The sequence below is a fragment of the Bradyrhizobium sp. CCBAU 11386 genome, from assembly GCF_028128955.1.
Lineage (GTDB): Bacteria > Pseudomonadota > Alphaproteobacteria > Rhizobiales > Xanthobacteraceae > Bradyrhizobium.
The window spans coordinates 21,719-47,033 of the sequence record NZ_LBKA01000237.1 but is presented as its reverse complement, the minus strand read 5'-3'; the positions used below and the strand labels follow the sequence as shown (position 1 = coordinate 47,033).

Below are 25,315 nucleotides of genomic sequence, written 5' to 3'. Positions count from 1 at the left end.
CTCGCCGGTCACCGACGACGAGAAGCCGGTGTGACCTAGCTAGCTCGAGGAGCGTTCGCGCGCCGCAAAGCGGATGGCACGAGCCTTTGCGCTCTTTCCGGCCGCGCGGGCCGCGATCATGCTCCGTGCCTTGCCGTGGGCCCCGGCATTCTTGCGCAGCAAGGATGCGAACCGCTTGCGTGCACGGCTCGCCGAGAGTCGCGCCGCCAGCTGCTCGGCCTTGCGCATGATGGTGACGACCGACGGTGTCAGGTTCACCGGAACCCAGGCGACGTCCTTCGTCTTGGACAGGCTGCCGACGCCTTCGCAAGGCGCTTCGCGCGGCAGGTCGATCCGGATTGCGAGGGCCTCTGCGCGCTCGGTCCAGTCCTCGGCCTTGGTGCCCGTGATGATGCGGACATAGTCGCGCGTCTCGCGCGGCAGCTCGCTCTCTCTGGCGAGCCATTTCTGGATGCGGCCGGGACCTGCGTTGTAGGCGGCCGCGGCGAGGCCGAGATTGCCGAAATCATCACGCAGCTTGCGCAGGAATTTTGCCGATGCGGGCAGCGCCTTCATGGGATCGAAGGGATCATCCAACCCGACCTCGGCCGCCGTCTCCGGCATGAACTGCGCGACGCCCTGTGCGCCGGCCGGGCTGACCTCGTTGGAACGAAAGCGGCTCTCCTGCCAGAGCAGGCGTGCGAAGAACGGCACGGGAATGCCGCTGGCCTCGGCGGCTTCGCGAAGCGCGCGGCAGAAGCGTTCAGTCGGTGAAACCGGGGCCTGCGCGACGGGCTCGACCGCGCGCGGCGGTTCGATCGTCTCCTCATAGGCCGCGCGTGCGTTGGCGAGCTCGATGGCCTGCACGCTTGCGAGGAAGAGTTCGGCGAGGGGAACCAGAGAAGGACCGCGATCAGTCTTGAGAGCAGCGTGGTCGAAGCTTGACGGCTGCCAGGAGGGCGACGAGCCGACGTCGCACATCAGAATCAGGAACGCAGCGCAAGCCGCGACGACAAATCGCATCTCGGTAAGAGTCCTCGAACTGTGGGGGAACGACCAGCGCGTGCGCCGGTGAGGAGGACTTCATTAACCGTAATTGCGGCGAAGCTGCGATTCCGCGGGAAGGCAGGTGTTAGTACGGGGGCCTGCAGCAGAACATGCGCCGCCGGCCCCGCTGATCTACGGGGACCGCGAGCAAATGCGACGTGCGAGTGGTGGCACGGAGGCTAATCCTTCGGAAAATCCTTGCGCATCGCGATCTCGGCGGCGTCGCCGGGCGACAGCACGGTCTGGTCGAAGGCCGGTTGCGGCCTCGTCATGATGTCGTAGAGCGAGATGCCCTTGATGGGCTTGCCCATCAGCTCGCGGACGCAGTCGGCGAGCGTGCCGTTGTAGACGAGATAGGGCGGACCTCGGTCCTTCTGCCTCTCGCCCTTCAGCGACGGCCACTTCTTCAGCTCGGCCGGCGCGTCATAGACGATCGGCGATCCCTCTTTGAACATGCGTCTGGTCTCGGGCGGCGTGGATAGGCCAGAAGCCTAGAGCCGCCCGGTAAACGCTTGTTAAAGAATTAGTTCAAATCAGCCGGCAACGAAGGCGAGCAGGGTGCCGTTGGCCTTGGCCGGCGGCACGACGATCGCAGGCCCGCTGCGCAGCGCCGCCGCGCCCAGCGCCTTCTCGGTCGCGGCGAGATCGCCGCTGACCAGCACCAGCGCCGCGCCGCCGCGCTCGGAGAGGCCCGCGAGCGGCACGCCGGGATAGCGCTTTCCGAGCTGGTCCAGCGTCAGATAGACGAAGTCGGCACGATCGCCGCCGGAGGGTACGGCCACCGCGCCGTCGGCCTCCGCTCGCGGCTCGCGGTCGATCAGGCGCGCGAGGTGCGCGGCTTCCTTCGCGGGCTCGGGCGTTGCGATCAGCGTCTGCCTGATCCGCTTCGCCGCATTGGCGTGCTTCATCAGCTCGGGAATCCACACGGTCTCGCGGGTCTTGTGCTGGCAGGCGAAGATGCGAACGCCGCCCGGCGCTTCCGCGGTCGGCCACATGAAGGTGCGGAATTTTGCCGCCGAGACCGTGCCATCAGGCAGCGTCACCGGCCGCTCGAAATCGGTCGGGCCGATCGGCGTCAGGCCACGCGCGCGGATTTCCTCCGCGCCGGCGGTGCTATCGACCGCGGTGAAGGCGATGCGCTCGATGCCTTCGCCGCGCGTGTCGAGGAAGGCGCGGGCCGGCGCATTGTGCTCGGTCGCGGCCAGCACGCCGAGCAGCTCCATGTAGTCCGGGTCGAACATGATGGTGTAGTTGCCGGTGCCCATATGCGCGCTGTGGGTGCCGCGCGGCGAGACCGTGAAGCCGAGCTGCCGGTAGTTCTCGGCGGCCTTGTCGAGGTCCTTCACCATGACCACGGCGTGGTCGATACCGATGACGTTCTTGAGGGCCACTGTGATTTCCCCGCGGCAGATGCAGATTGGATTTGGGCGGCACGAGTGGCCGCTGTCCCTGTCTACGCCGGATAGACGATCAAGTCATTTTCAAATCGGCGGGACATGCGGAAATTTCATTCCGCGAAACGCGATATCGACGCGTGATGGCGTCAGCGCGCCTGCTCGATATAGGCGGCGAGGATGGCACGCTCCTCGCTGGTCATTTCGGTGATGTTGCCGGGCGGCATCGCGGTGGACCAGGCCGCGACGCGGCCGATCAGGCGGATGTTGCGCTGGATGTGCTCGGGCGCATCGAGCAATATGCCCTTCGGCGCGGTGACGATCCCGGCCCAGACCGGTTCGGCCGCGTGGCACATGCTGCACCGGGACATCACGATGTCCTCGACATTGGCGACCGTGGGCTGCACCGACAGCGCGCCGGTCTTCACCTCGCGCGGGCCGGCTGCGGAGAGGAACAGGATCGCGATCGCTCCAGCGGCGGCGACACCCCACACCCACCACGGCGATTTCCGCCCGGCGTGACGCTCGTTGAAGAAGTGGCGGATCACGGGGCCGAGCGCCAGGATGATCGCGACGATGATCCAGTTGAAGCGGGTGGCGTAGAGCAGGGGATAGTGGTTGCTGATCATCAGCACGACAACGGGAAGCGTCAGGTAGTTGTTGTGAACCGAGCGCTCCTTGCTGGTCTTGCCGAGCTTCGGATCGGGCGCCTGTCCCGCGATCAGCGCCGCCACGATCTCTTTCTGGTTCGGGATGATCAGCGTGAAGACGTTGGCGACCATGATGGTGCCGATGATCGCCGCGATCTGGTTGAACGCACCGCGGCCGCTCAGCACATGGGTGAAAGCGTAGGTCAGTGCGACCAGGAACAGATAGCCGCCGATGGCGAACGGCAGCTCGCGCTGCGCAAGCCCGGTGCGGCAGGCGGCCTCGTAGAGCGCCCATGCCAGAGCCAGGCTGAAGAAGCTGAATAGCCCGGCCTGGAATGGGGTGAGGTCGAGGATCGACTTGTCGACCAGGAACAGATCGGCCTCGAGATAATAGACCACCACCATCAGCGCGAAGCCGGACAGCCAGGTGGTGTAGGCCTCCCATTTGAACCAGGTCAGCTCGTCCGGCATCCGGGTGGGCGCGACCAGGTATTTCATGATCCGGTAGAAGCCGCCGCCATGGACCTGCCAGGCTTCGCCCTGCACGCCATCAGGCAGATCGCTGCTGGGTTGAAGGCTGAGGTCGAGGGCGATGAAATAGAAGGAACTGCCGATCCAGGCGATCGCCGCCACCACGTGCAGCCAGCGGAGCAGCAGGCCCGCCCATTCCGATATGATGGATCCCCACATGATCACCCCATCAGGTGCGACACAAATGCCGCAGCTTTGATAACCGCAACCGGCGGCCGTGCCCTTACAATGTGTCGCACCGATCAGCGGCATTTTCCAGTACGATGGGTCGGGGCTGATGCACATCGTGCGGGCATGAGCTGATGTGGGATTCGGCAGGCGTTTGACCTGCCGCAGAACGTTTACGGATCGATCGGCGTTGACGTCCGAGACATGCAGGCCGGGAGGAAGACGACGTGAAGAACCGGATTTCGATCGCGGTGATATCCGCGGGCTTGCTGGTGGCCGGCGCACAGGCCGAGCCGGTGCTGCAGGGCAAGGATGCCTACGGCGACTGGCAGGCCGACAAGCCCGGCACAATCAGGCTGATCCGGCCGCAGGATCTGGTCAGGCCCGGCGCCACGCGGTCGGTCGCGAGCTCGTCGCGTGTGGTGCCGCGTCCGCCGGAGGCCGCGCTTCAAGTGCCGGCGGGCTTCAAGATCGAGCTGTTCGCGGAAGGCCTGCGTGCGCCGCGCATCGTGCGCGTGGCGCCGAACGGCGACGTCTTCGTCGCGGAGACGCGGGCCGGCACCATCCGCGTGTTGCGCGCCGGCGAGGGCGGCAAGGTCGCGACCAATGAGGTGTTTGCCAGCGGCCTGCGGCAGCCGTTCGGCATCGCCTTCTTTCCGAACGGCGACAATCCGCAATGGGTCTACGCCGCCAACACCGACAGCGTCGTCCGCTTTCCCTATCAGGCCGGCGACCTCAAGGCGCGCGGCAAGGCCGAGACGATCGTGGCAAGCCTGCCGCATGACGGCGGCCATTCCACCCGCGACATCGTCTTCACGCCTGACAACAAGCGCATGCTGGTCTCGGTCGGCTCGCTCAGCAACGTCGCCGAGGGCATGGGCACGCCGCCGGGCGGGATGGATGCGTGGTCGAAAACGCAGCCGCTCGGCGCGGCCTGGGCCAGCGAGACCGAGCGCGCCACCGTGCTGGCCTTCAATCCCGATGGCAAGGAGCGGAAGATCTACGCCACCGGCATCCGCAATTGCGTCGGCCTCGCGATCCAGCCGCAGACCGGCCTGCCGTGGTGCTCGACCAACGAACGCGACGGCCTCGGCGACGACCTCGTGCCTGACTACGTGACCAGCGTGAAGGAGGGCGCCTTCTACGGCTGGCCGTGGTTCTATATCGGAAGCAATGAAGACCCGCGCCACGCCGGCGCGCGGCCCGACCTCAAGGACAAGGTGACGATCCCCGACGTACTGATACAGCCGCACTCGGCCTCGCTCGGCATGACCTTCTACCAGGGCACGCAGTTTCCATCCGAATACCAGGGCGACGCCTTCGCCGCCGAGCACGGCTCCTGGAACCGGTCCAAGCGCACCGGCTACAAGGTGATCCGCATCCGGATGAAGGACGGCAAGCCGACCGGCGAGTACGAGGATTTCGTCACGGGGTTCGTGGTGAGCGACACGGAGGTGTGGGGCAGGCCGGTAGGCGTAGCAGTGGCGAAGGACGGATCGCTGCTGGTGTCGGAGGATGGCAACGGCACGATCTGGCGGGTGACGAGCACGCGGCAGTGACAGTGCTTTCCCTCTCCTCTTGTGGGAGAGGGTGGCTCGACGCGTAGCGGCGAGACGGGTGAGGGGTTCTCTCCGCGCGCACTTCTCTCGCTGTTGAGTTTGCGGATGCAACCCCTCATCCGGCGCTACGCGCCACCTTCTCCCACAACAAGGGGAGAAGGGAAGGCACCGCGCTCTGCCTCGACCTACCCCCGTCTCACACTCGCCCCGCCGTCCACCGGCAGCGTCACGCCGGTGATGAAGTTCGCTTCATCCGACGCCAGGAACAGCGCGGCGTTGGCGACGTCCCATCCCGTGCCCATCTTCTTGCGCAGCGGCACCTTGCTGTCGCGCTCGACTTCGACTTCGGCGCGGGTCTTGTGCCATTCGCGGGCGCGGGTATCGACGGCCATCGGCGTGTTCATCAGGCCGGGCAGGATGACGTTGGCGCGGATGCCGTATTCGGCGTTCTGGTAGGCGAGCTGTTCGGTGAAGGCGATCATCGCCGACTTCGTCGCCTTGTAGGCGACGTAAGGGTAGGTGGTGATCGCGGCCATCGAGGAGATGTTGATGATGGCGCCGCTGTGCTGCGCGCGCATGATCGGGATCACTTCTTTCGCCGCCAGGATGCAGCTCTTCAGATTGATGGCGACGACGCGGTCGAACGCCTCTTCGGTGATCTCTAGCAATTCGGCATCGCCGCCGGACAGGCTGACGCCGACATTGTTGTGCAGCACGTCGATCCGGCCCCAGCGTGTCTGCGCGTCCTTGACCATCGCCTTGATGTCGGCGGCTTTCGTCACGTCGGCCTTGAAGGCCGCGGCGGTGCCGTTCTTCTCGGTGATCATCGCGACGGTTTCCTGTGCCGATTCCAGATGATGATCGACGCACAACACCCTGGCGCCCTCGCGCGCGAAGGTGAGCGCGGTGGCGCGGCCGTTGCCCATGCCTTCGCCGGGGCTCTGGCCGGCCCCAACCACGATCGCAACCTTGTCCTTCAAGCGCATCTCGGTTCACTCCCGGGCTCGGGACACTGTTCATCCCGATATTTTCGTGCAGATTAGCAATCGCCCCGATCGGAGAGAAGGGCGCGACCCCTGTGTTCATGTCATTGACATTACATGGAATTGCATGTTGCGGCCGGTCCACGCGCATGGCTGGTCCTTGCGGTTGAGGAACCGTTCCGACGTTGCAGCGTTTGTTGCGGAGCCTGTCCCACGCTAGGCTCTGTCCCGGGGCTTCCCAATCGCCTGTGGCTTGCCGATGAATCTGCTCGATCCAAAAGGGCCGGTGGCTGCCGCCAACAGCACCATCCTGGTCGATTCCGTCTTCATCATGCTTGCGATCGTGGTGCCGACCATCATCGCGATCCTGGCGTTTGCGTTCTGGTTTCGCGCCTCAAATCCGAAGGCGCGCTTTCAGCCCGACTTCGTCTATTCCGGGCGCGTCGAGATGGTGGTGTGGGCGATCCCGGCACTCACCGTCATCCTGCTCGGCGGCGTCGCCTGGATCGGCTCGCATCAGCTAGATCCCGCGGCGCCCGTGCCGGGCACCGGCAGTCCGGTGCGGATTCAGGCGGTCTCGCTCGACTGGAAATGGCTGTTCATCTATCCGGACCAGCGCATCGCGACCGTCAATGCGCTGACGGTGCCGGCCGGCGCGGAATTGAATTTCCAACTGACGTCGTCGAGCGTGATGAACACGTTCTTCGTCCCGCAGCTCGGCAGCATGATCTACACCATGAACGGGATGGTGACGAAGCTGAACCTGCGCGCCGACAACGAGGGCAAGCTTCAGGGCCTGTCGGCGCATTTCTCCGGCGACGGCTTTCCCGACATGATGTTCGACGTCAACGTGATCTCGCCGCTCGCATTTCCGGATTGGGTCGCGACCACGGCGAAGTCCGATGCCGTGCTGAACGAGGACAGCTACAAGAAGCTGATGCAGCAGGGCGTCGAGAAGGGCAGGCCGACCTATCGCCTCGAAGATCCCCGCCTGTTCGACCTGATCGCGACCCAGCACATTCCGCCGGGGCCGGGGCCGGAGCTGATCTCCGACGCCGGGCGGCCGCACAGTGGAGGCCACGATGCTCGGTAAGCTCGATTGGTCGGCCATTCCATTTGATCAGCCCATTCCGCTCGTCGCCGGTGCCGTGGTGCTGGTTGCGATCCTCGCGGTGTTGATCTGGGTCGTGGTGAAAGGGCATCTGCCCTATCTCTGGCACGAGTGGATCACCAGCGTCGACCACAAGCGTATCGGCGTCATGTACATCCTGCTGGCTTCGGTGATGCTGCTGCGCGGCGGCAGCGACGCGATCATGATGCGGATCCAGCAGGCGGTGGCCTACCAGTCGCAGGGCTATCTGCCGCCGGAGCATTACAACCAGATCTTCTCGGCCCACGGCACCATCATGATCTTCTTCGTCGCGATGCCGTTCGTGATCGGTCTGATGAACCTGGTCGTTCCGCTCCAGCTCGGCGTGCGCGACGTCGCTTTCCCGACGCTCAATTCGGTCGGCTTCTGGCTGACCGCGACCGGCGCGCTGCTGGTCAATCTCTCGCTCGTGATCGGCGAGTTCGCCCGCACCGGCTGGCTCGCCTTCCCGCCGCTGTCGGGACTGTCCTATTCGCCGGGCGTCGGCGTCGATTACTACGCCTGGTCGCTCCAGATCTCCGGCGTCGGCACGCTGGTCGCCGGCATCAATCTCGTCACGACCGTGCTGAAGCTGCGCACCAGGGGCATGAACTATCTGCACATGCCGATGTTCTGCTGGACCACGCTGGCCTCCAATCTCCTGATCGTCGCGGCGTTTCCGATCCTCACCGCCACGCTCGCGATGCTGCTGCTCGACCGTTACCTCGGCTTCCACTTCTTCACCAACGAGGCCGGCGGCAACGTCATGATGTTCATGAACCTGATCTGGGCCTGGGGCCATCCGGAGGTCTACATCCTGGTGCTGCCGGCCTTCGGCATCTTCTCCGAGGTGGTCTCGACCTTCTCCGGCAAGGCGCTGTTCGGCTATCGCTCCATGGTGCTCGCCACCATGGCGATCTGCGTGATCTCCTTCATGGTCTGGCTGCACCATTTCTTCACGATGGGCGCCGGGCCCGACGTCAATGCCATCTTCGGCATCGCCAGCATGATCATCGCGGTGCCGACCGGGGTGAAGATCTACAACTGGCTGTTCACGATGTATGGCGGCCGCATCCGCTTCGCGACGCCGATGCTGTGGGCGGTCGGCTTCATGGTCACTTTCATCATCGGCGGCCTGACGGGCGTGCTGGTCGCAGTGCCGCCGGCCGACTTCATGCTCCACAACAGCATGTTCCTGGTCGCGCACTTCCACAATGTCATCATCGGCGGCGTGCTGTTCGGCGCCTTCGCCGGCTTCGAATACTGGTTTCCGAAGGCGTTCGGCTTCCGCCTCGACGAGCGCTGGGGCAAGCTCGCGTTCTGGTTCACCTTCCTCGGCTTCTACGTTACCTTCATGCCGCTTTATGTCGCCGGCATGCTCGGCATGACCAGGCGCTTGCAGCATTACGACGTCGCGGCGTGGCGGCCCTGGATGCTGGTCGCGGCGGCCGGCATGGCCGTGCTGACGATCGGGGTGATCTGCCAGATCATGCAGCTCGTCGTCAGCATCAGGAATCGCGAGGCCCTGCGCGACCGCACCGGCGATCCCTGGGACGGGCGCTCGCTGGAATGGGCGACCTCGTCGCCGCCGCCGGTCTTCAACTTCGCTTTCAGTCCCGATGTGCGCGGCGAGGATGCTTATTGGGACATGAAGGCGCATGCCCGGCAGCAATCGTTTGAGCACGAAGTGCCCGAATATCACGACATCGAAATGCCCCGGAACTCGCCGACCGGCTTCGTCTGCGCGTTCTTCGCCACCATCATGGGCTTTGCGCTGATCTGGCACATCTGGTGGATGGTGATCCTGGGCGGCATCGGCGCGTTCGCGACCTTCGTCGTGTTCGCCTGGCGCGACCATGACGAATACGTCATTCCGGCCGACGAGGTCGCCCGCATCGATCGCATCAATCTCGAGGAGCGACGCAGCCTCGTCAGCATGGCGGGAGCGGTTTGATGTCGATGACCGCAACCGTCGGCCGCGCCCATGCCGATCCCCATCACATCGGGCTCGTGATCGAGCATCCCGGGCCAGCGTCGAAGCGGATCGTGACCGCCTACGGCTTCTGGGTTTTCCTGCTCTCCGACATCGTGATGTTCTCCTGCTTCTTTGCGGCCTATGCGGTGCTGTCCGGCCAGACCGCCGGCGGTCCCAAGGGCGCGGAGATCTTCGAGCAGCGCAACGTTGCGATCGAGACGGTCTGCCTGCTGCTGTCGAGCTTCACCTGCGGCATGGCCAGCATCGCGGCCGACGTGCGCAACCGGTTCTGGTTCTATCTCGGCATGGCCGTGACCTGCGTGCTCGGGCTGATCTTCCTCGCCATCGAGTTCCGCGAGTTCGCCGATCTCGTCGCGCGCGGCTACGGCCCGTCGCGCAGCGCGTTCCTGACGTCGTTCTTCTCGCTGGTCGGCTGTCACGGCCTGCACGTCTCCGCCGGCGTGCTCTGGCTCCTCACCATGATGGCGCAGGTCTTCGCCAAGGGCTTTCGCGCCGACATCCTGCGCCGGATGATGTGCTTTGCGCTGTTCTGGCACGCGCTCGACATCATCTGGGTCGCCGTCTTCTCCGTCGTCTACCTGCTTGGGAGTGGCGCATGAGCGATCAGACGCACATCCATCATGACCTCGCGCCGGGCGAGGAAGAGCAACACAGTGTCGGCGTGCGCATCCTCGGTTACGTCATCGGCCTCGCACTCGCGCTGCTGCTCACGGCGACGTCGTTCTTCATCGCCGGCACCGACCTGGTCTGGCAGCCGTCCATTCCCGTCGCGTTGATCGTGCTCGCGATCGCGCAGATGGGCGTGCACCTCGTGTTCTTCCTGCACATCACGACCGGACCCGACAACACCAACAACGTGCTGGCGCTCGCCTTCGGGCTGCTGATCGTCTTCCTGGTGGTCGGCGGCACCGTATGGATCATGGCACATCTCAACCAGAACATGCCGCCGATGGACCAGATCATGCCGATGCGGAAGTAGGGAGCACAAAAAAGAAGAGCCGCTTGTTTGTGACAAGCGGCCCAAGTCTAGGGAGGAAACGCCCGAGCAAAGACAATCCAATGAGGATCGTCTGCCAAGGAAGCGCTCGCGCAAAGCGCGTGCGCACGTTGATAAGTGCAGCAACTCCCCATGGAGTTCAATTCCGGATCAATACTGTCTCCGGTTACCGCTCACGGCTGCGTGAACGACTTGTTCACTTCGGCCGGCGGCAATTATAGGCCTTGCGGAAGCCGGCGGCCTGGGCATCGTCCTCGGAGCAGAACCAGCGGTCCGGCCTGGTGGTCGCCGGATAGCTCGTGCAGCCCCGCAAATGATAGATGCCGATATTGCCGGTGACGCGGGCGCGCACCGCAAGCTTGCCCTTGATGCTGCAACTCGGCGGCATGGTCAGCTCCTCCGGAAACAGCACGGCGCGGATCTCCTCGTCGCGATCGGCGCGGCAGGCGGCGCCGAGCAACGCGCCGTCCTTCTTGCCGGTGCGGAATTCTTGCGGTGCAACAAAGCAGCCCTTCCAGATTCCGGACGAGGCCGTCTTGGCTTCGGCCGCCGCCGGCTTGACGTTGGCCTTGATCGGTTCGCGGGCGATGGCGAAGCCGAGCTTCACCAGTTGCTCGTTCAGGCTGGCCTTGTCGCCCTCGGCCGTGCAGATCGCACGGTGGCGTTTGCCGAAGCTCTTTTCCGGCCCGACATCGTCACAGCGTACCGCCCGTTTGCCGATCAGCTTGGCCAGCTGATCGCGGGCCTCGATGCCGCAGGTCCAGGGATCGGCGTGATCGTCGATGCAGACCTGGTCGAGCTCGGGCGCGTCGACGCCGTCGAGCCGATAGGTGACGTCGCCAAGCTGGATGGAATTGGCGTCCCGGACGGTCGCAGCAGCCGTCAGCGCGGAGGCAGGGCCGGAAGAAGCCAGAAATCCGGATAGAGCGAGAAACAAAACAAGCGCGACAGCGCGGGCGGCGGCAAATGAATTCTCGAAGGACATAACTTCTCGCTATCGATTGCTCTTGCCCCTCGTTCCTAGCATTCGCCCGCGGCGATACCAATGGTCTGCGCCCTGCGAAGTGCGACATTCGCCTGCCAGCCTTTACTCGCCGGGCACTCTGCCCCTATCGTTCGGCGTCGTAGACACGGCAGCAAGAGGCCGAATCGTCCGGGAAGCGGCGAGGGCGGGAGGACAATGCTTCGATGAAAGACCCCGTGGACGTCCTGATCATAGGCGCCGGCGCTTCAGGCGCGGCGGTGGCGTGGTCGCTGGCCGAGACCAAGATGCACATTCTCTGCCTGGAGCAGGGCGGCTGGATGAACCCGGCGGAATACCCCAGCACGGGCCGGGACTGGGAAGCCAAGTTCTACGGCGAGTGGTCGTCGAGCCCGAACGTCCGCGGCCGGCCCGAGGACTATCCGATCAATGACGACAATTCGCCGATCAAGGTCGTCAACTACAATGCGGTCGGCGGCTCGACGGTGATGTACACCGCGCACTGGCCGCGGCTGCATCCCTCCGATTTCAAGGTGAAGACGCTCGACGGCGTCGCCGACGACTGGCCGATCGACTACGACGCGCTGACCCCGTTCTTCGAAGAGAACGACCGCATGATGGGGACGTCCGGCCTGTCGGGCGATCCGCTCTCGCCGCTGACGCATCCGCCGATGCCGCAACAGCCGATGGGACTGTCCGGTGCGATCATCGGCAAGGCCATGAACAAGCTCGGCTGGCACTGGTGGCCGTCGGACACGACGGTCGCGACCATGGATTATGAGGGCCGGGCGCGCTGTATCAATCTCGGCCATTGCACGCCGGCCTGCGCGCAAGGCGCCAAATCCTCGACCGACATCACCTATTGGCCGCACGCGATCCGCGCCGGTGTCGAGCTGCGCACCCATTGCCGGGTGCGCGAGATCACCACCGACGAGAACGGCATGGCCTCGGGCGTGGTCTATTACGACAAGGACGGCGTCGAGCAGTTTCAGCCGGCGCATGTCGTCATCATCGCCTGCAACGGCGTCGGCACGCCGCGGCTGCTTTTGAACTCGGCGTCGGGGCGCTTTCCGAACGGGCTTGCCAATTCGTCGGGTCTCGTCGGCAAGAACCTGATGTTCCATCCCTATGCGCAGATCTACGGCTATGTGAAGGAGCCGACCGATAGCAACCGCGCGCCACCGACCTGCCTGTGGAGCAAGGAATGGTATGACACCGACCTCTCGCGCGGCTTCGTGCGCGGCTACGGCGTCCAGTTCGTGCGCGGGGCAGGGCCGGTGTTCGAGGCCGTCGTCAGCGAGCAGAAGGGCATCCTGCCCTGGGGCGCCGATCATCACCGCGTCTTCCGCAAGCTCAACGGCCATCGGCTCGGTTTCTCCGCGATCTGCGAGGACCTGCCCGAGGAGCATAATTGCGTCACGCTCGATCCCGTCCTGAAGGACAGCCACGGCATTCCCGCGCCGAAGATCGACTACACGATCAGCGAGAACAGCCGGAAGATGATGGAGCATGCGCTGGCGCGCGGCCGGGAGGTGCTCGAGACCGCGGGGGCGACCGACATCTGCGTCAACTCGCCGATCCCGTGGGGCGGCTGGCATCTGCTCGGCACGGCGCGGATGGGCACCGATCCCGAACGTTCCGTCGTCAACGAATGGGGCCGCTCGCACGACGTGAAGAACCTCTTCATCGTCGACGGCAGCATCTTCGTCACCTCGGGCGGCGTGAACCCGACGTCCACCATCCAGGCGCTCGCGCTGTACGTCGCCGACCAGATGAAGCAGCGCCTCGCCAATTTGTTCGATTGAGGATTCTTATGACCGAACAGATCACCCTCACGCCGCGGCAGCGCCAGGATTTGCGCGCCATAGCCGCGATGATCATTCCACCGAGCGAGGAATACCGGGTCCCCGGCGCCGATGACGAGATCATCCAAGCCGACATTCTTGCAACCCTCGGCCGCGACACGAGGCCGGTCGTGGCGGCGCTCGATCATCTGGCGCGGCTCGCCGGCATGCCGCTGGCGGACCTCGAAGCCGCCGCGCGCGATGGCGTCGCGCAGCAGTTCCGCAGCTCCGGCGGCGCGGCAGCTGCAACCCTCGCCCGCGTGGTGCTGCAATGCTACTACCGCGACGACCGCGTGCTGCGCTCGCTCGGGCTGGAGCCGCGCGCGCCGTTCCCCAAGGGGCATGTGCTCCCGGACGGCGACTGGTCGCTGCTCGATCCGGTCAAGGCAAGAGGGGGCGCACTGCGGCGCGCGCCTTAGTCGTCAATACCCGGCAGCCCAGCCTTGCGCCCCAGGCGGGCCACTTGCGCGAGGGGGAACAGGCCACCATCTGTGTGAGCCTCAAGGACTTTTGCCATGCTGGATTTTACCTCAGATATCGCCGATGACGCCTCGTCATCGCTAACGACAGCGGCTGCGCCGGCCGATGACCGGGCGCTGCTGGACGCCTATTCCAATGCCGTGATCGACGTCACCGACCGCGTCGGCCCTGCCGTCGTGCGCGTCGAGACCGGGCCCAAGGTGCCGAACGGCCGCGAGCGCGGTGGGCTCGGCTCGGGCATCGTGATCTCGCCGGATGGGCTTGTGCTCACCAACAGCCATGTGGTCGGCGCCTCCAAGGAGATCCGGCTGCGGGACGTCGAGGGCCATGTCGGCGACGCCCAGGTGCTCGGCGTCGATCCCGACACCGACCTTGCGCTGCTGCGCGCCAACGGCGTGCGCGACTTGCCGTATGCCGCGCTCGGCAACTCCAAGACCCTGCGCCGCGGCCAGCTCGTGATCGCGATCGGCAATCCGCTCGGCTTCGAATCGACCGTGACTGCCGGCGTGGTCTCGGCGCTGGGGCGCTCGATCCGCTCGGTCAGCGGCCGCACCATCGAGGACGTGATCCAGACCGATGCCGCGCTCAATCCCGGCAATTCCGGCGGCCCGCTGGTGTCGTCGAATGCCGAGGTGATCGGCATCAACACCGCCATCATCAATGGCGCGCAAGGCATCTGCTTCGCGGTCGCCAGCAACACCGCGCAATTCGTGCTGGCGGAGATCATCCGCCACGGCTATGTCCGCCGCGCCTATATCGGCGTCGCCGGACAGACCGCGCCGGTTCCGCGGCGGCATGCCGTGCTGGCCGGCGTCGAGAACAAGATGGGCGCGCTTCTGATGCAGATCGAGCCGGACGGGCCGGCGGCCAAGGCGGGCCTGTTGCCCGGCGACGTCGTGATCAGGCTCGACGGCGTCGAGATCAACGGCGTCGACGATCTGATCCGCGTGCTCGACCGCGACCGGATCGGCCGGCGGCTCGCCATGGACGTGCTGCGGCTTGGCCGCCTGCGGGCGATCGACATCGATCCGATCGAGCGGAAGCCCGCCCGCTAGCTGCGAGCCCGCGGGCGAGGTATGACGATGTCATGCCTCGCCTCCGGAAACTTGCCGCATGATGCCGGCGCAAGAGACTTACGACGTCATTGTCGTCGGCGCCGGCGCCGGTGGCATGACGGCAGCGGCGGTCGCTGCCGCCGAAGGTCTTCGTGTCCTCGTGATCGAGAAGACGGCCTTCGTCGGCGGCACCACGGCGTGGTCCGGCGGCATGGTCTGGATCCCTGCCAACCCGAAGATGAAGGAGGCGGGGCTGTCCGACAGCGTCGCCGATGCCGTCCAGTATCTGTCGAGCACGGTCCCCGAGCCCGCCAATGCCGGCCTGCGCGCCGCCTTCCTCGCGCGCGGACCCGAAGCGATCACCTGGCTCGAAGCCAAGACGGAAGTGCGCCTCCAGCCGGTGAAGGCCTGTCCCGACTATTATCCGGAACGGCTGGGCGCGACATCAGGCGGGCGCGTGCTCGAGCCCGCGGCTTTCGACGGCACGCGGCTGGGCCGGGCTTTCGTGCGATTGCGGCCGCCGCTGCCGGAGTTCACGCTGTTCGGCGGGATGATGGTCAATCCTCTCGACATTCCGCATCTGCGCCGGATCGGCAAGTCGCTGCGTTCGACCCTGCGCGCGGCGCGGCTGGTCTCGGAATACATGTTGCAGCGGCTGCGTAGCCCGCGCGGCACGACGCTGCATCTCGGCAACGCGCTCGCTGCGCGGCTCTTCGCCTCGCTGCTGGCGCGGCAGGTGGAGATCCTCTTCAGCGCGGATGTCGAGGATTTGTCGATGCAGGGCGATCGCGTCAGCGGCGTGGTGATCCGTCACGGTTCCCGCGACCGTGCGATCGCGGCGCGCCGCGGCGTGGTGCTGGCGGCTGGCGGCTTCTCGCACGATGCTGCTTTGCGCAAGCGGTTCTTCCCGCCTGCGGCCGGATTTGTCTCCGCGGCCAATCCATCAGGCACAGGCGACGGGCTTCGGCTCGCGGCGACGGCCGGGGCTGCGCTCAATACGGAGGCCACGAGCCCGGCCTATTGGGTGCCGGCCTCGCTGTTCCGGCGCGCTGACGGCAGCCGTGGCGTCTTTCCGCACACGGTGACCGATCGCGCTAAGCCCGGCGTGATCGCCGTCAACGCCGCGGGCCGGCGCTTCGTCAACGAGGCGCTGTCCTACCACGAGTTCGTGCTCGCCATGCTGCGCGACGGCCATGGCGAGCCGGATCGGCCGTTCTACCTGGTCTGCGACCGTCAGTTTTTGTGGCGCTATGGCCTCGGCCGCATCAAGCCGTTCACGCGTAACGTCCGGCGCTATGTGGCGAGCGGTGAGTTGATCGAGGCTCCCGAGATCGAGCAGCTTGCGGCCAGGATCGGCATCAAGCCATCCGTGCTCGCCGCGACGGTGGCGAGCTACAACACCGACGCAAAGGAGGGGCGCGATCCCGAATTCGGCCGAGGGAGCACGATCTACCAGCGTCACCTCGGCGACGCCGCGCACAAGCCTAACCCCTGCGTCGCGCCGATCCTGCGCGCGCCGTTCTTCGCGCTACGGATCTATCCGGCCGATCTCGGCACGGCGATCGGCATGAAGGTCGATGCGCAGGCCCGCGTGCTGCGGGGCGACGGCACGCCGATTGCGGGGCTCTATGCGTGTGGCAACGACATGGGCTCGATCATGAACGGCAACTATCCGGGCCCGGGGATCACGCTCGGGCCGGCGCTGACGTTCGGGTATATCGCGGGGCGGCATCTGGCGGAGGGAGCGACCACAGCGTCGAGTGCCGCGAGGGCATCTGTCGAGTTGTAGTCTCCGTCGTATCCAAGATCACCGTCATTGCGAGCGTAGCGAAGCAATCCAGGCTGCTTGTGGGGAAAGATTCTGGATTGCTTCGTCGCAAGGGCTCCTCGCAATGACGTGGAGAGAGCTCGCGCTCTAACCGCTACTCCGCCGCGGCGGCAAAGCGGCTGTTCTCGAGCTCCGCCTCCAGCCGCGCCGTCTCGGCCATCGCCTGCTTGATATTGCCTTCCTTGACGTGCCCGAAGCCGCGGATCGTCTCGGGCACGCGCGCGAGCCGTGCCAGCAGCGGAATCTGCGCCGCGTTCAGCCCGGTGATCCGCTGGTCGATCATCGCGAGATAATCCTCGATCAGCTTGCGCTCGGTCCTGCGCTCCTCGGTGCGGCCGAACGGATCGAACGCGCCGCCGCGCAGGAATTTCAGCTTAGCCAGCACGCGGAAGGCGTGGATCATCCAGCCGCCGAACTCCTTCTTCCGGAGATGCCCGGTCGTCTTGTCGCGTTGCGCGAAGATCGGCGGGGAGAGGTAGAACTTCAGCGTGAAGTCCCCGTCGAATTTCTCCGAGACCTTCTTGGCAAAGCTGCCGTCGGTGTAGAGCCGCGCGACCTCGTACTCGTCCTTGTAGGACATCAACTTGAACAGGTTCTTGGCCACGGCCTCGGTCAGCTCGACGGACGCCGGCGAGGCCGCATTCTCCGCCTTGCGCACCTTGGCGACGGCGGCGAGGTAGCGGTCGGCGTAGGCCTTGTCCTGATAGCCGGTCAAAAATTCCGCGCGGGTCGCGACGATGTCGTCGAGCGATTTGGTCGGCGCGGAGGCCCGGCTCTTGAACTGGAGTACGCTGCGCACCCGCGCCATGTCGTGGGCGGCAAGGCGGCCCCAGGTGAAGGCGAGCTTGTTCATCTCGATCGCGGCGCCGTTGATCTCGATGGCGCGCAGCAGCGCCTCCAGCGACAGCGGAATCGCGCCCTTCTGGAAGGCGAAGCCGAGCATGAACGGATTGGTCGCAATGGAATCGCCCATCAGCGCCGCGGCGATGCCTGTGGCGTCGATGATGTCGAGGTTCTTGTCGCCGACGGCGTCGCGCAACACGGTCTGCATCGTGCCCATCTCGAAATCGAGATCGGGGTTTTGCACGAAGCTTGCGGTCGGCTGCAGATCGGCATTGATGTAGGCCTTCGTCACCCCGCGTTCGGCGCGGCTGAGCGCGGAGGGACCGGCCGAGACGATCATGTCGCAGCCGAGGATGACGTCGGCGCCGCCAGTGGTGATGCGGACCGCCGAAATGTCCTCGGGCTTCGGTGCGATGCGGACATGGCTCATCACCGCGCCGTTCTTCTGCGACAGGCCGGTGAAGTCCAGCGCCGAGCAGCCGCGGCCGTCGACATGGGCGGCCATGCCGAGCAGCGCGCCGATGGTGATGACGCCGGTGCCGCCGATGCCGGTGACGAGGATGTTGTAGGGACCGTCCAGCTCACGCGCGGGCGGCAGCGGCAGGTCGGCGAACAGCTGCCCGGAATCGACCGCCGAGGTCTCGACCCGCTTCAGCGAGCCGCCGTGCACGGTGACAAAGCTCGGGCAAAAGCCCCCGACGCAGGAAAAGTCCTTGTTGCAGTTCGACTGGTCGATCTGGCGCTTGCGCCCGAACTCGGTCTCCAGCGGCTGCACCGAGACACAGTTGGAGGCCTGCGAGCAGTCGCCGCAGCCTTCGCAGACGAGTTCGTTGATGAAGGCGCGTTTTGCCGGATCGGGATAGAGCCCGCGCTTGCGGCGGCGGCGCTTTTCGGCTGCGCAGGTCTGGTCGTAGATGATGACGGTGAGGCCTTTGATGTCGCGCAGCTCGCGCTGCACGGCATCGAGCTCGCGGCGGTGATGGATGGTCGCGCCCTGCGGGAAGTAGTTGCCGTCAGGATATTTGCTCGGATCATCCGAGACGATCGCGAGGCGCTTGACGCCTTCGGCCCAGACCTGGTGCGCGATCTGCGCGACGTTGAAGCTGCCTTCGGCCGGCTGGCCCCCGGTCATCGCGACGGCGTCGTTGTAGAGGATCTTGTAGGTGATGTTGATGCCGGCGGCAGACGCCGCGCGAAGGGCGAGAAGTCCGGAATGAGTGTAGGTGCCGTCACCGAGGTTCTGGAAGATGTGCTGCTCGGTGGTGAAGGGCGACTGGCCGATCCAGTTCACGCCCTCGGCGCCCATATGCGAGATCAGGTCGGTGCGGCGGGTCGGCATGCTCAGGGCCATGCCGTGGCAGCCGATGCCGGCCATGGCGCGGCTTCCCTCCGGCACGCGCGTCGAGGAATTGTGCGGGCAGCCCGAGCAGAAGAACGGCGTGCGCGCGAGCTTGATCGGCGCGCTGGCCGTGACGGGATTGTCGAAGGCCTCGAGCCGCGCGAGGCGCTGCTCCAGCACCGGGCTGTGATGGCCGAGCTTGCGCAGCCGCGCGACCAGCGCCGACGCCACGATGGTCGGCGTCAGCTCGCCCTCGCTCGGCAGCAGCGGCGCGCCGCGCTCGTCGCGCTTTCCGGTGACGGTCGGGCGCCTGGACGCGTCGATGTTGTAGAGGATGCGCATCAGCTGGTCTTCGATGAAGCCGCGCTTCTCCTCGACGACCAGAACGTCGTGAAGCCCCTCGGCGAAGCGCTTGGCTCCGCTTTCCTCCAGCGGCCAGGTCAGCGCGACCTTGTAGATGCGCAGGCCCAGGTCCTGCGCGTCCTTGTCGGTAATGCCCAAATCGGCGAGCGCCTGGCGCAGATCGAGATAGGCCTTGCCGGTTGCGACAATGCCGAGTCGCGCGGGCTTTGAGTCGAGCACGATGCGATCGAGCTGGTTGGCGCGGGCAAAGGCCTGCACGGCGGCCATCTTCGGGCCGAACAGGCGTCTCTCGGCGTCCAGCGGCGGATCGGGCCAGCGGATGTTGAGGCCGCCGGGCGGCATCTCGAAATCGTCGGGCAGCTTGATCTGGATGCGTTCGGGATCGCTGTAGATGGACGCCGAGCTCTCCACGGTTTCGCTGATCGCCTTGAAGCCGACCCAGCAGCCGGAGAAGCGCGATAGCGCAAAGCCGTAGAGGCCGAGGTCGAGATAGTCCTGAAGCGTGGCGGGATTGATCACGGGGATCAGCGCTGCCGCGAACACCTGCTCGCTCTGATGCGCCAGCGTCGAGGACTGGCAGCCATGGTCGTCGCCGGCCAGCGCCAGCACGCCGCCACTGAGCGAGGTGCCGGCCGCGTTGGCATGCTTCAGCGCGTCGACCGAGCGGTCGACGCCGGGGCCCTTGCCGTACCAGATGCCGAACACACCATCGACCTTGGCGCCGGGAAACAGGCCGACCTGCTGGCTGCCCCAGACCGCGGTCGCAGCCAGGTCCTCGTTCAGGCCGGGCACGAAGGCGATGTCGTGCTGCTGGAGGTGCGACTTCGCCCGCCACAGCGCGTGGTCGTACATGCCGAGCGGGGAACCGCGATAGCCCGAGATGAAGCCGCCGGTGTTGAGCCCCTGAAGCCGGTCGCGTTCGCGCTGCAACATGGGCAGTCGAACCAGGGCCTGCGTGCCGGACAGGAAGATCCGCTTCGATTCGAGCCGGTATTTATCGTCCAGCTCGACCTGCATCAGCGTCATTTCGGAAGTCCTTATTGTCCTGGTCGGGCGGGGGATTTTGCGCCGCGGGAGGCTTGCGGCTGTGCGAAGCGGGAGATCGCAGTCAAGAGCATGGGCCGGCGAAGTCAATATCGCTGGCCGCATCCGTGGCGCTCCTGCTAGTCATGGCTTGCTTGCGGAGGACACCATGACGGCAAACGCATTCGACACCGAGATCATTGAGACGGCCGAGGCCTTGATCGGGCCGTGGCGCCAGCCGCGCCAGATGCTTCACGCGCAAACTTACGACGCGCACGCCTCGATCCATGATGACGCCACCGCGCAAAAGCTCGGCTTCAAGGGCGGCACCATCGAAGGCCCGACGCATTTCAGCCAGTTCGCGCCGCTCGGCGCACGGCTGTGGGGACAGGCCTGGTTCGAGACTGGCTGCCTCTCCACGCATTATCGCAACGCCTGCTTCGAAGGCGAGGAGGTGCAGGCGATCCTGTCGAAACCTCTAGCCGGCGCGAGCCAGTGCCAGATCCAGATGATCAAGCGCGACGGCACCGAAGTGCTGCGCGGCACGGCCTCGGTCGGCGAACCGCACGCGGCGACCGCGCTCGAGACCCGCCTCACCGAGCTCAAGCCGCTCGCCGATCCCGTGATCCTGCGCGATGTGAAGGTCGCGCAGACCAGCAAGCGGCAAGCTGTGCGCATGGCGTTCGACCAGACCATGGGCGACCTCTATCCGTTCTCGCTCCGGCAGAAGCTCGCCGTGATCACCGAGAACTCACCGTATTACTCCAGTGCCGACAACCCATGGCGCAAGCCGATCATCCCGATGGAGATGCTGAGCGTGCTGTTCCAGTACCGCTCCAAGGACGACCCGTTGCCGGCCAAGGGCCCGGCGGTCGGTCTGTTCGCCGACCAGGAGATCAGGCTGGTGAAGGGGCCGCTCTTCGTCGACGACGAGTATGAGGTGGAGCGCGAGGTGGTCGCGCTCTCCGGCAGCCGCCGCACCGAAAGCGCCTGGGTCAAGACGCGCGTGTTCGACAAGACGGACACGATGGTGGCCACCATGCTGCTCAACATGGCGACGCTGAAGGACTCGTATGCGCCGTATGAGGACGAGTATCGGCGGCTGTATGGGGCGGGGCGGTAACGCCATCCCCGTCACTCCGGGGCGCGCGTAGCGCGAACCCGGAATCCATTTCACCTTATACATTGCGGCCCGATAGATTCCGGGTTCGCGACTTCGTCGCGCCCCGGAATGACGACGGAGAGCGCACATCGTTTAAGCAAATGCACGCCGCAAAGCCGTCGCACAGCGAATGAGCAGACGCGCGTTCCGCTCCTAACATTCTGACAGCGCAGCAAATTCTCTCGCCGCCCGCGCCCCGCAGCTATTGTACACAATGGCACGGCGTTTGCAGAACTCCCGGCAAAGAGAGTTCTCGCGAGGGGCGGGCGTCATGTTGAACTCGACCAAGCCGACACTGGGCGTCATCAGCGCCGAGCCCGAGCCGATCAGGCTCGACTGGCCCGCCACCGCGCTTCTCATCATCGACATGCAGCGCGATTTCATGGAGCCCGGCGGCTTCGGCGAGACGCTCGGCAACGACGTCAGCCAGCTTGCGCGTGCGGTGAAGCCGATCGGCGCGGTGCTGAAGGCGGCGCGCGACACCGGCATGCTGGTGATCCACACGCGCGAAGGGCATCTGCCCGATCTCTCCGATGCGCCGCCGGCGAAGGTCGAACGCGGCGCGCCGAGCCTTCGCATCGGCGATCCCGGCCCGATGGGGCGCATTCTCATTCGCGGCGAGGCCGGTCACGACATCATCCCCGAGCTCTATCCGCTCGACAGCGAAATCGTGATCGACAAGCCGGGCAAGGGCGCCTTCTACGCCACCGAGCTCACCGACGTGCTGGAGAAATACGGCATCGAAAATCTGCTGGTGTGCGGCGTCACCACCGAAGTGTGCGTCAACACCACCGTGCGCGAAGCCAATGACCGCGGCTATCGCTGCGTCGTCATCTCGGACGGCTGCGCATCCTACTTTCCCGAGTTTCACGAGATGGGCCTGAAGATGATCAAGGCCCAGGGCGGCATCTTCGGCTGGGTCGCGGACTCAGCCGCAGTACTGGAGGCGATGAAGATTTCCACATCAGCTTAGGGGCATCACCATGAGCACAATGACGGGGACGGCCGGCAAATCTGATCTGAACACGTCCGGGTTCAAGCCGGCACTATGGACATCGGGCGACTGGAACGCGTTTTTCGGCTTCGGCACCAACATCCTCGTCAACATGCTGGTGCTCACGGGCCTGTTGCGCTTCGTGCTGAAGATGCCCGATAGCCTCGTATTCGGCCGCATCCTGCCCGCGCTCGGGCTGATGATGTGCCTGTCGACCTTCTATTACGCCTATCTCGCCTACCGCCTCGCGCAGAAGACCGGCCGCAACGACGTCTGCGCGCTGCCGTCGGGCGTCAGCGTGCCGCACATGTTCATCGTCACCTTCGTGATCATGCTGCCGATCACGATCAAGACCGGAGATCCGCTCAAGGGCTGGTCGGCCGGCCTCGTCTGGGTGTTCTTCCAGAGTTTTATTCTCATGATCGGCGGCTTCATCGCGCCGTTCATCCGCAAGATCACGCCGCGCGCGGCGCTGCTCGGCACGCTCGCCGGCGTCTCGGTCACCTTCATCTCGATGCGCCCGGCGCTCGAAATGTACATGACGCCGCAGATCGGTCTCGTCTGCTTCGCCATCATCCTGGTGAGCTGGTTCGGTGGCGTGAAATATTGGCGCGGCATTCCGGCGGGTCTCGTCGCCATCGCGGCCGGCATGATCATCGCCTGGGGCTCGAACCTGTTCGGTCTTGGCCTCGGCGGATTGAGCATCGCTGGCGTTGGCGCGGCGTTCGCCAATTTCGGCTTCTCGGTGCCGATCCCGGCGGTGGGCTACGTCTTCTCCGGCTTCGAATTCCTCGGCGTCATTCTGGTCACGGCCATTCCATTCGGCATCTATGATCTCGTGGAGGCCATGGACAATGTCGAGAGCGCGGAAGCCGCCGGCGACGAGTACCCGACCACGCGCGTGCTCACCGCCGACGGCGTCGTCAGCCTGATCGGCTGCCTGATGGGCAATCCCTTCATCAACGCCGTCTATATCGGCCACCCCGGCTGGAAGGCGATGGGCGGCCGCATCGGCTATTCGGCTGCGACCGGCATCATGGTGGTCGTGCTGGCCTGGTTCGGCATCATCTCGGTGCTGCTGGCGCTGGTGCCTGTCGTCGCGATCTCGCCGATCCTGCTCTACATCGGCATGCTCATCGGCGCGCAGGCGTTCCAGACCACGCCGGTCAAGCATGCGCCTGCGATCGTGCTGGCGCTGACGCCGCATCTGGCCGCCTGGGCCAAGCTCCAGATCGACACGATGCTGGGCTCGGCCATGATGGCGGCGACGAGCGTCGGCGGGCTCGCCGCCGACAAGGCCGACGCGGTCAAGGCGGCCGCGATCGCCGCGCTGCCACAGCAGGGCGTGTTCTATCACGGGCTCGAAGTCATGGGCGGCGGCTCCATCCTCGGCGGCCTCATCCTCGGCGCGATCGGTGTCTTCATCATCGAACGCGACTTCGAGAAGGCCTCCGCCTTTGCGCTGGTCGGTGCGGTGCTGACCTATTTCGGCTTCATGCATGGCGAGGCCGTCGGCATCGGCGGCGGCTTCGGCGTCACGCCCGCAGTCGCATTCGCCTACGCGGTGATGGCCGCCGGCCTGTTCGCGGCCAGCAAGCTGGGCACCACCGAGCACTATGCCGCGCATCCGGAGATGCACGCCGCGCCGGCGGAGTAGCAGAGCGAAGCATCGATGGCGGCCGGGCGGCAAGAAGTCGCCCGGCCGTTCCTTTCCGGACCGCACGCCCCGGCGAGTTAGCCGAGCCGGCCAATCCATTCGCGAAACAGCTCCGGGCCGGCTTCCACCGCGGCTGCAAGATCGTGCAGGCGGGTGTCGCGCGCTGCGCGCGGCGAGTAGCCAAAATGTTGCCGGAAGCTGCGGCTGAAATGGGCCTGGCTCACGAAGCCGAATTCAGCGGCGATCTCCGCGTTCCAGCGATCTTCATCGGCGTCATCAAGCAGCACATGGATCGCTTCGAGCCGCCGCCCGCGAATGTAGTCGGCGACGCCCGCGAGCGGCGCGAAGACGCGATAGAGCACCGAGCGCGACACGCCGATCTCGCGGCAGATAGTTGCCACCGAGAGGTCGGAGCGGCCCAGATTCTGGTCGATGAAGCGGCTGGCGCGGTGAAGGATGGCGATGTCACGCCGGGCAAGCCCCTGCTCGCGCGGCCGGGCGGCCACGCTAAGACATCCGCGCAGCAGGTCGAGCGTCGTCCGGACCGCATCGGGCGCGTCGTTCTCGTCCATCGCCGGAAGCCTGCGCCGCAGGAGCGCCATATGATCGGCGAGAACGCGGCCGGCGGCGCCGTCAAGGACGAGGCCGTGCAGGTCGAGGCCGTCGGGCGCGGCACTGACGATCGGATCGCGCTCGACGTCGAGGCTGATGGTGTCGGTCGCCGTGGCGACGCCGTCGAAGGGCCGGGTCAGATCGAGCACCAGCACCTGGCCGGGACCGGCCGAGATCGGTTCGCCGTCGACTTCGCCGCTCCAGGCGCCGCGCCTGAGCAGCAGCAGCGCGAATGAATTGCGGCCGTCGGCCTTGGCCAGCGCGGCGGAGCGCGTGAAGCGCACCGGCCCCATCCGGGTGGACGCAGTGACCAGTCCCCCGAGCAACCAGGCCTCGGCCAGGACCTCGAAGTCGTCCCGGTCCGTGCCCTCGGGGACCGACACGTCGTAGTGCGTGAGAATTGCGCGGTAGCGGTCGAGCCGCTCGGCGGCAGGCAACTCCGCGGTGTCGAAGCGCAGATACGGAATTTTCGTCATGCCAGGCCGCTCCCTCGGGCAGTTGGTCTGCAAATTGGGACGATCAGGCAAGTTTCCGCACCGTCGAACCGCAGTCTCCGGACATGAATATTCATATTATTGCGCGCGGGCCAGACGTGTGTGTTTCGCGGCTCGGACAATTTGCAATGACGTGAAGGTGAGCGATGTACGAGCGGGGGTTGAATCTTGCGGGGCGGTCGGCCGGGGGACGGATCGGCGAGCGG

At 65.7% G+C, this 25,315-nt stretch carries 20 protein-coding genes; 12 read left to right on the top strand and 8 right to left on the bottom strand.

Going from position 1 to position 25,315, the window contains the following annotated elements; genetic code table 11:
• Window positions 1-39: 39 nt before the first annotated feature.
• From XI09_RS24995 to XI09_RS24980, 4 genes are all read right to left on the bottom strand, one after another.
• On the bottom strand, window positions 40-1,002 hold the full coding sequence (locus XI09_RS24995) for a lytic transglycosylase domain-containing protein (protein ID WP_271569217.1): 963 nt from the start codon (window positions 1,000-1,002) through the stop codon (window positions 40-42).
• Window positions 1,003-1,205: 203 nt separating this feature from the next.
• Entirely contained in the window at window positions 1,206-1,481 is a 276-nt protein-coding gene (locus XI09_RS24990; protein WP_271569216.1) for a hypothetical protein, read from the bottom strand.
• Between the two features lie 78 nt (window positions 1,482-1,559).
• Window positions 1,560-2,417 (bottom strand): VOC family protein, encoded by an 858-nt coding sequence (locus tag XI09_RS24985; RefSeq protein WP_271569215.1) that lies wholly within the window; start codon window positions 2,415-2,417, stop codon window positions 1,560-1,562.
• 152 nt (window positions 2,418-2,569) lie between these two features.
• Complete coding sequence (locus XI09_RS24980) at window positions 2,570-3,760, bottom strand: urate hydroxylase PuuD (RefSeq protein WP_271569214.1); 1,191 nt, start codon at window positions 3,758-3,760, stop codon at window positions 2,570-2,572.
• 236 nt (window positions 3,761-3,996) lie between these two features.
• Here XI09_RS24980 and XI09_RS24975 point away from each other — a divergent pair, with 236 nt between their 5' ends.
• Window positions 3,997-5,328: a PQQ-dependent sugar dehydrogenase gene (locus XI09_RS24975; protein WP_271569213.1), complete on the top strand. Its 1,332-nt coding sequence runs from the start codon at window positions 3,997-3,999 to the stop codon at window positions 5,326-5,328.
• Window positions 5,329-5,513: 185 nt separating this feature from the next.
• Here the strand turns inward: XI09_RS24975 and XI09_RS24970 are convergent, their stop codons facing one another.
• Window positions 5,514-6,314, bottom strand: coding sequence for an SDR family NAD(P)-dependent oxidoreductase (locus XI09_RS24970; RefSeq protein ID WP_271569212.1), 801 nt, complete (start codon window positions 6,312-6,314; stop codon window positions 5,514-5,516).
• A 256-nt stretch (window positions 6,315-6,570) separates the two neighbouring features.
• Here XI09_RS24970 and XI09_RS24965 point away from each other — a divergent pair, with 256 nt between their 5' ends.
• The 4 genes from XI09_RS24965 to cyoD are packed head-to-tail and all read left to right on the top strand — an operon-like array spanning window position 6,571 to window position 10,415.
• Window positions 6,571-7,404 carry a cytochrome ubiquinol oxidase subunit II gene (locus XI09_RS24965; protein WP_271569211.1) on the top strand — a complete coding sequence of 278 codons (834 nt, stop codon included), beginning with the start codon at window positions 6,571-6,573 and terminating at the stop codon, window positions 7,402-7,404.
• Complete coding sequence (gene cyoB / locus XI09_RS24960; protein WP_271569210.1) at window positions 7,394-9,394, top strand: cytochrome o ubiquinol oxidase subunit I; 2,001 nt, start codon at window positions 7,394-7,396, stop codon at window positions 9,392-9,394. Before XI09_RS24965 ends, cyoB begins: the two co-directional genes overlap by 11 nt.
• Window positions 9,394-10,035: a cytochrome (ubi)quinol oxidase subunit III gene (locus XI09_RS24955; protein WP_271569209.1), complete on the top strand. Its 642-nt coding sequence runs from the start codon at window positions 9,394-9,396 to the stop codon at window positions 10,033-10,035. Before cyoB ends, XI09_RS24955 begins: the two co-directional genes overlap by 1 nt.
• Window positions 10,032-10,415, top strand: coding sequence for a cytochrome o ubiquinol oxidase subunit IV (gene cyoD / locus XI09_RS24950; RefSeq protein ID WP_271569208.1), 384 nt, complete (start codon window positions 10,032-10,034; stop codon window positions 10,413-10,415). The genes XI09_RS24955 and cyoD overlap by 4 nt, the downstream gene beginning before the upstream one ends.
• A gap of 214 nt (window positions 10,416-10,629) precedes the next feature.
• On the opposite strand, the gene XI09_RS24945 is transcribed toward cyoD, so the two are convergent.
• Complete coding sequence (locus tag XI09_RS24945; protein WP_271569207.1) at window positions 10,630-11,418, bottom strand: thermonuclease family protein; 789 nt, start codon at window positions 11,416-11,418, stop codon at window positions 10,630-10,632.
• Between the two features lie 203 nt (window positions 11,419-11,621).
• Between XI09_RS24945 and XI09_RS24940 the strand changes: the two genes are divergently transcribed.
• From XI09_RS24940 to XI09_RS24925, 4 genes are all read left to right on the top strand, one after another.
• On the top strand, window positions 11,622-13,220 hold the full coding sequence (locus XI09_RS24940) for a GMC family oxidoreductase (RefSeq protein WP_271569206.1): 1,599 nt from the start codon (window positions 11,622-11,624) through the stop codon (window positions 13,218-13,220).
• Between the two features lie 8 nt (window positions 13,221-13,228).
• A complete protein-coding gene (locus XI09_RS24935) occupies window positions 13,229-13,678 on the top strand; it encodes a hypothetical protein (protein WP_271569205.1) in 450 nt (149 codons plus the stop codon).
• 96 nt (window positions 13,679-13,774) lie between these two features.
• Window positions 13,775-14,794 (top strand): S1C family serine protease, encoded by a 1,020-nt coding sequence (locus XI09_RS24930; protein ID WP_271569204.1) that lies wholly within the window; start codon window positions 13,775-13,777, stop codon window positions 14,792-14,794.
• A gap of 58 nt (window positions 14,795-14,852) precedes the next feature.
• Window positions 14,853-16,583, top strand: coding sequence for an FAD-dependent oxidoreductase (locus XI09_RS24925; protein ID WP_271569203.1), 1,731 nt, complete (start codon window positions 14,853-14,855; stop codon window positions 16,581-16,583).
• A 133-nt stretch (window positions 16,584-16,716) separates the two neighbouring features.
• Here the strand turns inward: XI09_RS24925 and XI09_RS24920 are convergent, their stop codons facing one another.
• The gene (locus XI09_RS24920; RefSeq protein WP_271569202.1) at window positions 16,717-20,193 is read right to left on the bottom strand and encodes an indolepyruvate ferredoxin oxidoreductase family protein; all 3,477 of its coding nucleotides are present in this window, start codon (window positions 20,191-20,193) and stop codon (window positions 16,717-16,719) included.
• Between the two features lie 166 nt (window positions 20,194-20,359).
• On the opposite strand from XI09_RS24920, the gene XI09_RS24915 reads away from it, so the two are divergent.
• From XI09_RS24915 to XI09_RS24905, 3 genes are all read left to right on the top strand, one after another.
• Entirely contained in the window at window positions 20,360-21,313 is a 954-nt protein-coding gene (locus XI09_RS24915) for a hypothetical protein (RefSeq protein WP_271569201.1), read from the top strand.
• Window positions 21,314-21,623: 310 nt separating this feature from the next.
• Entirely contained in the window at window positions 21,624-22,325 is a 702-nt protein-coding gene (locus XI09_RS24910) for a cysteine hydrolase family protein (RefSeq protein WP_271569200.1), read from the top strand.
• 10 nt (window positions 22,326-22,335) lie between these two features.
• Entirely contained in the window at window positions 22,336-24,003 is a 1,668-nt protein-coding gene (locus tag XI09_RS24905) for a regulator (RefSeq protein WP_271569199.1), read from the top strand.
• A gap of 77 nt (window positions 24,004-24,080) precedes the next feature.
• Here XI09_RS24905 and XI09_RS24900 read toward each other — a convergent pair whose 3' ends face one another.
• Window positions 24,081-25,091 (bottom strand): helix-turn-helix domain-containing protein, encoded by a 1,011-nt coding sequence (locus tag XI09_RS24900; protein WP_271569198.1) that lies wholly within the window; start codon window positions 25,089-25,091, stop codon window positions 24,081-24,083.
• Window positions 25,092-25,315 lie beyond the last annotated feature (224 nt).

Excerpts from the sequence above, each read along its gene's own strand:
- XI09_RS24995 (WP_271569217.1), bottom strand. The coding sequence starts at position 1,002 with ATGCGATTTGTCGTCGCGGCTTGCGCTGCGTTCCTGATTCTGATGTGC.
- XI09_RS24990 (WP_271569216.1), bottom strand. The coding sequence starts at position 1,481 with ATGTTCAAAGAGGGATCGCCGATCGTCTATGACGCGCCGGCCGAGCTG.
- XI09_RS24980 (WP_271569214.1), bottom strand. The coding sequence starts at position 3,760 with ATGTGGGGATCCATCATATCGGAATGGGCGGGCCTGCTGCTCCGCTGG.
- XI09_RS24970 (WP_271569212.1), bottom strand. The coding sequence starts at position 6,314 with ATGCGCTTGAAGGACAAGGTTGCGATCGTGGTTGGGGCCGGCCAGAGC.
- XI09_RS24965 (WP_271569211.1), top strand. The coding sequence starts at position 6,571 with ATGAATCTGCTCGATCCAAAAGGGCCGGTGGCTGCCGCCAACAGCACC.
- cyoB (WP_271569210.1), top strand. The coding sequence starts at position 7,394 with ATGCTCGGTAAGCTCGATTGGTCGGCCATTCCATTTGATCAGCCCATT.
- XI09_RS24955 (WP_271569209.1), top strand. The coding sequence starts at position 9,394 with ATGTCGATGACCGCAACCGTCGGCCGCGCCCATGCCGATCCCCATCAC.
- cyoD (WP_271569208.1), top strand. The coding sequence starts at position 10,032 with ATGAGCGATCAGACGCACATCCATCATGACCTCGCGCCGGGCGAGGAA.
- XI09_RS24945 (WP_271569207.1), bottom strand. The coding sequence starts at position 11,418 with ATGTCCTTCGAGAATTCATTTGCCGCCGCCCGCGCTGTCGCGCTTGTT.
- XI09_RS24940 (WP_271569206.1), top strand. The coding sequence starts at position 11,622 with ATGAAAGACCCCGTGGACGTCCTGATCATAGGCGCCGGCGCTTCAGGC.
- XI09_RS24935 (WP_271569205.1), top strand. The coding sequence starts at position 13,229 with ATGACCGAACAGATCACCCTCACGCCGCGGCAGCGCCAGGATTTGCGC.
- XI09_RS24930 (WP_271569204.1), top strand. The coding sequence starts at position 13,775 with ATGCTGGATTTTACCTCAGATATCGCCGATGACGCCTCGTCATCGCTA.
- XI09_RS24925 (WP_271569203.1), top strand. The coding sequence starts at position 14,853 with ATGATGCCGGCGCAAGAGACTTACGACGTCATTGTCGTCGGCGCCGGC.
- XI09_RS24920 (WP_271569202.1), bottom strand. The coding sequence starts at position 20,193 with ATGACGCTGATGCAGGTCGAGCTGGACGATAAATACCGGCTCGAATCG.
- XI09_RS24915 (WP_271569201.1), top strand. The coding sequence starts at position 20,360 with ATGACGGCAAACGCATTCGACACCGAGATCATTGAGACGGCCGAGGCC.
- XI09_RS24910 (WP_271569200.1), top strand. The coding sequence starts at position 21,624 with ATGTTGAACTCGACCAAGCCGACACTGGGCGTCATCAGCGCCGAGCCC.
- XI09_RS24905 (WP_271569199.1), top strand. The coding sequence starts at position 22,336 with ATGAGCACAATGACGGGGACGGCCGGCAAATCTGATCTGAACACGTCC.
- XI09_RS24900 (WP_271569198.1), bottom strand. The coding sequence starts at position 25,091 with ATGACGAAAATTCCGTATCTGCGCTTCGACACCGCGGAGTTGCCTGCC.